Genomic DNA, 7,343 nt, shown 5'->3' with positions numbered 1-7,343 from the left:
GAAGACAGCTTTGATAGTTTATCACATCAGCTTTTCTTTGTCAAGAAGTTTTTTCTTCTTTTCAAAACTATCTATTATTTAGTTTTGCTGCGGTGTTCAACAGCTTTGTTAGTTTACCACAACCCAGTGATAAAGTCAACTGGTTTTTCACTTCTTTTTCGGTTTTTTTATTGATTGTTTTCTACTGAACCCGAAGTGCTTTTATATTCTAGCTTACTTATGTCTCTTTGTCAATCCCCTATTTCAATTTTTAGTCTCATTTTTTAAAATTGCTTTACGTTATCTATTATGCTTTAAATATAGGAAGATAAACAATATATAATTTAGTTTAATATGTAAATAAATGTATTATTTTGTTGAATTTTGAATGTATATATAATATAATTATTCAAAAGAACCGTTTACAAGCAGGGGGTGCTGTTTTGAAAAATAAAGAGAAAAAGCAATTGACTTCATCTGAGCTGTCGTTTTTCTGCATGCAGGTAGCAATGGTATTGAAATCAGGCATGCTTATTTCTGATGGTATTGAATGGATGTACAACGATATAGAGGAAAGTAACGTTAAAAATGCGCTTGGTGTTGTTCTGGATGAACTTTCAAACAAGGTACCATTATACAAAGCAATGGAAAACTCAGAATACTTTCCTACATATATAATAAGCATGAGTCAAATAGGAAGTGTAACTGGCAGGCTAGAAGATGTAATGACTTCATTGTCTGAATATTATGACAGAGAAGATTTCATAAAGGCCAAAATCAGGAACTCTGTATTTTATCCGTCCATGCTTTTTGTTATGATGTCTTTTGTGATAATATTGCTTGTAACTAAGATCTTCCCTATTTTTGAAGGAATGATTAAGGAGCTTGGAGGAGAGCTGCCAGGAGAGTCATCAGCTTTAATATCATTTTCTACAGGTATAATGGCAGGCAAATTCACAATGGCTGCGACAATTGCAGTGCTTATGCTCATTGCAGCAATATTTGTTCTTACAAAGACAAAAGGGGGCAAAAAGTCCTTCAATAAATTTTTAAGTTCTTTTGGTCCTACAAAGTCAATAATGAAGAAAGTCACTGCGTACAGATTTGCTTCCAGCATGTCTCTTCTTCTATCAAGCGGTATGAATATAGATTCATCAATGGATATTCTCCTTGATGTAACCGAAGAGCCTGAACTTAAAAACAAAATTGAAGAATGCAAAACTTCCATGAATTCGGGAGAAAATTTTCTTGATTCATTGTCAGGGCTTTCTATGTTTTCAAGCATGCACATACAGATGCTCAACATGGGTCAGCGCACCGGCGAAATGGACATTGTGATGAAAAAGCTGACAAATATTTATGAAAACGAGGCAGATCAGGCAATAAGCAATTCAGTTGCACTGATTGAACCGGTGCTTGTTGGAATTTTGTGCGTTGTTATAGGTTTTATCCTCATATCTGTAATGCTCCCTTTGATGAACATAATGTCATCAATAGGATAGCAGAAAGGAATGATACTGTGAGAAAATTAAAGCTTAAAATATTATCTGTTGCCATTGTATTCATTTTTGCAGCTTTCTTATACATGTCTGTAGACAACGCTCAAAAAGGCAGTGATAATGAAATGTATGAAATACTCACCGATGCCATTGCAAGAAGCGCAGTACAATGCTACGCCATTGAAGGCTTCTATCCTCCCGACATTGAATATCTGGAGGAAAATTACGGGTTGGTTGTGAACCACGACAAATACGTAATAAGTTACAATGTATTTGCTTCAAACATCATGCCTGAAATTGAAGTTTTCAACAAATAATCATCGTGAAAGGATTGTTATGAACTCAAAAAACTTTTCAAAACAGTTTTCTTTTCAATTTGTATTTATTATGCTACTTTTTCTCATCATTGTAATATTATCAGTGATGATTATTGTTTTAGGCAAAAACATATATGCAAACATCAACGAGGACAGAGACAGCAATTATGAAATACGGGTTTCACTTTCTTACATAGCTAATAAAATTCGTCAGTCAGACAAACAAGGAACTGTTGAAATAAGAAATTATGAAAACAATAACGCTGTTGTAATAAACGAAACTTATGATGATGAAAATTATGAAACATGGATTTATTTTTATGACAATGCAATTTATGAGATGTTCGCAGACGAAAACGCTACATTTCTGCCCGAAGAAGGCATGAAGATTGTTGATTGTGACAGTCTTGAAATTACTAAAATAAAGGATAATCTGTATAAGTTCGCTGTAAGCAGCAGCGCTGACAGTTCAGAACTGGTTTTGAACTTATACTCAAACAATTAGGTGGTGATCAATTGAAAAATAAATTGTCCATCAATCTCGAAGTTTCTCTTGTGGAAATCATTTTGTCAGTCTTGATTTTTGCCATAGCTGGAGTCATAATGCTTAACTGTTTTGCCTATGCAAAATACACGCAGGAAAAAACTAACGACAAGGTTGCTGCTTCATGGCTTGTTCAGTCGGATGCTGAAATGATTAGATCTGCCGATACTTTAGACCAGGCAGTCTTATTCCTGGCAAAAAACTATGAAAAAAAAGCTAAAGATGGAAGTTCAGATATTTACACCAATTATTACGACAAGGCTTGGAATCCTTGTAGCGAAGAAGAACAGGAATACATATTGAATACTGTTATCTCACTTGATGAAAAGGAATATGGTGAATTTATGGATATAAAAATAACCGCAGAGAAATCAAAGCCCTACCCCTTTGTAGACAAGGGCAAATTGACAAGTCCCGTTTATTCTATTGAAACCGGCAAGTTTTTTCAAACCCATGAATCAGGGAGGCAGTGATGGAAACCCACAGCAAAAGATTATCCAATGTTTCCGTCGGAATGGGCGGAACTTTAATCATCACCATATTTGTAGTTTTAAGCCTCACAATTTTTGCCACCCTTTCATTTACAACTGCTCATTCTGATTTAAAACTTGCAGTTAAAACCGAGAAAATATCATCAGATTATTATAAAACAAGCAGCAAAGCAGAAAGAATTCTTTCAGATATTTACAGTGCAATGATGGAAGCAAAAGAAAACATAAGTGCAGATTCTGCAGCAGACAAAGACAAACTATACTTTGACGCACTTTCAAAAAAACTTTCTGAATTTGAAGATGTTGATTATGTTTATGAAGAAGGAAAATTCACTGTTTATTATGAATCTTCAGGAGAAATGAACCAAAAGATAAGCGTTGGTCTAGAAGTTTTTTATGACAAAAAAAACAATGATCCTTATTACAAAATCACATCATGGAATCTTGCAAACATAGAGCTGCCTGTTTATGAAGAAGAAAATTATGATTTATGGGAAGGAATCGAAATTAAATGAAAACCATTGATATATTTCAATTAGCTATAGAAAAAAAAGCATCCGATATTTTCATCATTGCCGGAAGGCCATTGTCTTTTAAAATAATGGGTGACATTGTGTCTTATGACGACATTCAGCTTTCGGCCGATGACACTTATGGAATAATATATGACATATTTAAGGTTGCTAATCAGGAAAGTCTTGATGAGCTGTCAACAGAAGGAGATGTAGACTTTTCTTTTTCTCTTCCGAAGCTTGGACGCTTCAGAGTTAGTGCGTACAAGCAAAGAAATTCATTTGCTGCAGTCATAAGGGTTGTGCTGTTTGAGCTGCCGGATCCTGTCAAGCTTGGAATTCCTGATGTTGTTATGAATCTTCACTCCAAGACAAAAGGTCTTATTTTAATAACAGGCCCTGCTGGAAGCGGAAAATCTACAACTCTTGCTTGCCTCATAGACAAAATAAACACTGAACGCAACTGCCACATCATGACATTTGAAGATCCTATAGAATATATTCACAAACACAAAAGATCAATTGTGAGCCAGAGAGAAATATCAACAGATTCCAAAAGCTATATTTCTTCACTTCGCTCTTCGTTGAGGCAGGCTCCGGATGTAATGCTCATTGGAGAAATGAGAGATTTAGAAACCATAGAAATAGCCCTGACAGCTGCCGAAACAGGGCACCTGGTTCTATCCACACTTCACACTACGGGAGCTGCAAACACCATTGACAGAATAATAGATGTATTTCCTTCAAATCAGCAGCAGCAAGTGAGAATTCAGCTTTCAATGCAGCTTCAGGCAGTTATATCACAGCACTTGATTCCGTCTCCTGTACGTGGAAGAGCTGCTGCCTTTGAAGTTATGCTTGCAACAAATGCAGTATCAAACCTCATAAGAGAATCAAAGGTCCACCAGCTTAACAGCGTCATTTATTCCTCGGAAGGAAAGGGAATGAAATCCATGGACACAAGCATTTATGAGTTATACAAAAATGGAATAATCTCAAAGGAAAATGCTGTGCTTCATTCCATAGACCCTGACCTTATGCTGAAGCTTCTCAACAAGCAATAATTAAAGGTAAAATAAAACCCCTTTCGGGGTTTTATTAATTTAAAATTTCTTTTTTAATAATAAGGGCGGACACAATATCCGCCCTTACAATTTGGAGAAAAAAAGTTTGTCATTATTCTGACCCTAAATGGGGTTTTTTAATATTCAAATTGTTTTGTATAATACTTGCTGTCTATGAGTTTATTTGTATATTCCATCACTCTCGGGCTGTTGGATTGTTTTGCTGATGAAGCTATTGTGCTGTCCATGAGCTTCCATTGTTCACCGTCAAAATACATTTCATTCAATACTATCCATCCGGTTTCTTCAGTGTAAACTTCATTCCATGCATGGAATGCGCTTAAGTTTGAAGAATATCCTGTAACCAGTTTTGCCGGTATTCCTTCAGAGCGAAGCATCGACGCCATAAGTGAAGCATAATCAAAGCATATTCCCTTGTTGCTTGTTAGTATATCATCTACATTTGGAAGATATCCGCTTTTAACTGTCTTAGCCTTTTCATTGTCATATGCTATGTTTGAAATAACATAATCATAAATTGCATCCAGCTTTTCAAAATCTGTTGTTGAGTCCTTTGTAAGCTCAGCAGCCTTCTTTGCAGCTGCTGATTCTCTTGTGAAGTTCACAAGCTGGTTTGGCATAAGAAATGGCAAATTCTTGTCCTTGAGTTTTACTTCAATTGAAACGGTCTGTTTTGCAGCATACTTCGTTCCGCTTATATTTTCAAAAACCTTCACACTGTATGTACCATCTCCCATTTGAAGAGGATAGGTGTCGTAGTTTCCTTCTCCGTTTAAGTCGTATGTGTACTTTCCTTTGCCCTTTTCTATTATTACCTTCAGCTTTTTATTCGTAGGATTTAAATATTTAACTTTAATATAACCTTCTTGAGCAGCTGAAGCATCTATTTCTGATTTTGTGCTTTTATAAATGCCGTCTGCACCGAAGCAAAAAGCTGAAGAAGTCAACAACAGCATTATTAACAGGATAAATAAGGTTCTTTTTGTGCATTTCATATTTTTTAACTTTTTCATATGCTTGTCCCCCGCAAATAAAAAAAATTCGCAATGATGCGAAGCAATAGACTAAGTAAATGTACCTGAGTACAGCAACTGGCTGTCATACCATTTTCATGGGTTAGACCCTATAGCTTTGCGCCATTTTCTTTAGAAAATTTTGCCTATTTAATTAAGCTCATCATATCACTTGGGATAATAATTGTCAACAAAATATTTCCAATTTTGACATATCAGTTCTTACAATTTTCAATCAATATATGTATTTCTTAATTTCTGTATTTTTGAGAATGAAAAATTCTTAGTTTTAATAGTTTCTCCTTAATAAATCATTATTTCAGGCAATAAAAAAAACTCGTTTCAAACGAGGTTTCTTTATTGCGGTGAACCGCATAATTGGTGCGGATGAGAGGGTTCGAACCCCCACGCCGTGAGGCGCTAGATCCTAAGTCTAGTGCGTCTGCCAGTTCCGCCACATCCGCGCAACCAGTTGTTTGCTCAACAACAAAATTGATTATACTACTGTGAGCATGCTTTGTCAAGCATTATTTTACAAGATTTATTTTTGAATTTTACAAGTTTTTCAAAACTGTCTATTACTTCGATGTTATTGTTAAAAATTGAGGTTTGTCCTATGCATGAGCACACGCTTGTGGTATATGCTACAGGCTTGTTGAATGCATTTGCGAACTTCACTGTATGGGATGTTCCTCCCTTAAGTCCTCCCTCTATTACTATGATTCCTTCAGACAATGCAGCAATGACTCTGTTTCTGTCTATGAATGCATTTTTTTCTGCTTTTGCATTTGGAGGAAGTTCTGACACAATGGTTCCGCCATTCATCAATATCATGTTGTACATGGATTTGTTGTTTTTCAAAATATATAAATGACCTGCAGGAATAACGGCTATAGTCCTGCCCTTTGCTGCAAGGCAGCCGTTGTGTGCCGCTTCATCACATCCTGAAGCAAATCCGCTTACAACGCAGCATTTTTCTTCTGCAAGTTTTTCAGCAAATATGGAGCTTATTTCATACCCTTCCTGAGAAGGAGTCCTTGTTCCTACTATTGCTATATTGTAGTCATGATTGAGCAATTCAACATTTCCGTCCACATAAAGAATTAATGGTTTATCTTCAATCAGTTGAAGTTTTCTGGGATATTCCTTGTCATAAATGCTAATGATTTTTATATTTGCTTTTTTGCAGCATTCAAATATAGCAGAAGCATCACTTTCCACTTTTTCCAAATCAATATTGATTTTTTTTATTCCCATGTCTTTTATGAATTTTTCAACTTCAGAAAAGTTTGTCAAATTAACTTTCTTTGCTTCCATGAATTTCAGGATTTTGCTTATAGTCTTTCTGCCTAAACCATTAACGAGCTGCAGCCTTACTATATCTTCGTTGCTTATCATCTTTGATCCCCTTGTGATTAGTTTAAATCGGAAGTTTGTTTCTTCTCCCAGTAAGTTACCATTATATACGTTTCTACATTTTAACACAATATTCAACAAAAAAAAACTCTTCTTTATGGAAGAAGAGTTAAGAAAATTTAATTATTTATCCAATTGTTACTAAAGGCTCTCCCGTGCTCACTGTTGAAGACTTGGAAGTATGGATTTTATTAACAACTCCATCCTTTGGAGACACAATTTCATTTTCCATTTTCATTGCTTCAAGTATCAGAATAAGTTCTCCTGCCTTTACAGCCTGACCTTCTGTAACCTTTATATCAAGAATTGTACCAGGCATAGGAGCTGTCAAAAGCTCTCCTGAAACAGGTGATTCAGGTGTCTTGGGAGCTGGTGCCGGCTTTGGTTCCGGCGATTTTGGAGCCGGTACAGATGCTGCTGGTGCGGCTGTTGCCTGTACTGCTTGTGATTGTTGTACGGGAGCATATGTGAAACCACCATGTCCTGC

The 7,343-nt window shown here is 35.9% G+C and carries 9 protein-coding genes, 1 tRNA gene and 1 riboswitch; of the genes, 6 read left to right on the top strand and 4 right to left on the bottom strand.

Annotation, left to right across the window (positions count from 1 at the left end):
* Window positions 1–422: 422 nt before the first annotated feature.
* Genes BN358_RS16695 through BN358_RS16670 form a run of 6 tightly spaced genes read left to right on the top strand, consistent with a single transcriptional unit; the run spans window position 423 to window position 4,406 of the window.
* On the top strand, window positions 423–1,481 hold the full coding sequence (locus tag BN358_RS16695; protein WP_019229681.1) for a type II secretion system F family protein: 1,059 nt from the start codon (window positions 423–425) through the stop codon (window positions 1,479–1,481).
* A gap of 17 nt (window positions 1,482–1,498) precedes the next feature.
* Window positions 1,499–1,795, top strand: a complete 297-nt coding sequence (locus tag BN358_RS16690) for a hypothetical protein (RefSeq protein WP_019229680.1) — start codon at window positions 1,499–1,501, stop codon at window positions 1,793–1,795.
* Window positions 1,796–1,814: 19 nt separating this feature from the next.
* Window positions 1,815–2,300 carry a DUF4860 domain-containing protein gene (locus tag BN358_RS16685; RefSeq protein ID WP_019229679.1) on the top strand — a complete coding sequence of 162 codons (486 nt, stop codon included), beginning with the start codon at window positions 1,815–1,817 and terminating at the stop codon, window positions 2,298–2,300.
* Between the two features lie 11 nt (window positions 2,301–2,311).
* Window positions 2,312–2,812, top strand: a complete 501-nt coding sequence (locus BN358_RS16680) for a hypothetical protein (RefSeq protein ID WP_019229678.1) — start codon at window positions 2,312–2,314, stop codon at window positions 2,810–2,812.
* A complete protein-coding gene (locus BN358_RS16675) occupies window positions 2,812–3,345 on the top strand; it encodes a hypothetical protein (protein ID WP_019229677.1) in 534 nt (177 codons plus the stop codon). Before BN358_RS16680 ends, BN358_RS16675 begins: the two co-directional genes overlap by 1 nt.
* Entirely contained in the window at window positions 3,342–4,406 is a 1,065-nt protein-coding gene (locus BN358_RS16670) for a type IV pilus twitching motility protein PilT (RefSeq protein ID WP_019229676.1), read from the top strand. Before BN358_RS16675 ends, BN358_RS16670 begins: the two co-directional genes overlap by 4 nt.
* 137 nt (window positions 4,407–4,543) lie before the next feature.
* On the opposite strand, the gene BN358_RS16665 is transcribed toward BN358_RS16670, so the two are convergent.
* The 4 genes from BN358_RS16665 to BN358_RS16650 all read right to left on the bottom strand — a co-directional run.
* Complete coding sequence (locus tag BN358_RS16665; protein WP_019229675.1) at window positions 4,544–5,440, bottom strand: transglutaminase family protein; 897 nt, start codon at window positions 5,438–5,440, stop codon at window positions 4,544–4,546.
* Between the two features lie 70 nt (window positions 5,441–5,510).
* A riboswitch (cyclic di-GMP riboswitch) is annotated at window positions 5,511–5,597 on the bottom strand.
* Window positions 5,598–5,819: 222 nt separating this feature from the next.
* Window positions 5,820–5,904, bottom strand: a tRNA-Leu gene (locus BN358_RS16660).
* A gap of 37 nt (window positions 5,905–5,941) precedes the next feature.
* The gene (locus BN358_RS16655) at window positions 5,942–6,838 is read right to left on the bottom strand and encodes a DNA-processing protein DprA (RefSeq protein ID WP_019229674.1); all 897 of its coding nucleotides are present in this window, start codon (window positions 6,836–6,838) and stop codon (window positions 5,942–5,944) included.
* A gap of 145 nt (window positions 6,839–6,983) precedes the next feature.
* Window positions 6,984–7,343: biotin/lipoyl-containing protein (locus tag BN358_RS16650; protein ID WP_019229673.1), on the bottom strand; the 360-nt coding region annotated here is incomplete at its 5' end.

This window comes from Sedimentibacter sp. B4, from assembly GCF_000309315.1.
In the GTDB taxonomy this organism is placed as follows: Bacteria; Bacillota; Clostridia; order Tissierellales; family Sedimentibacteraceae; genus Sedimentibacter; species Sedimentibacter saalensis.
Note: the sequence above shows the minus strand (reverse complement) of the source record. Positions and strands in the feature narration are given on the sequence as shown.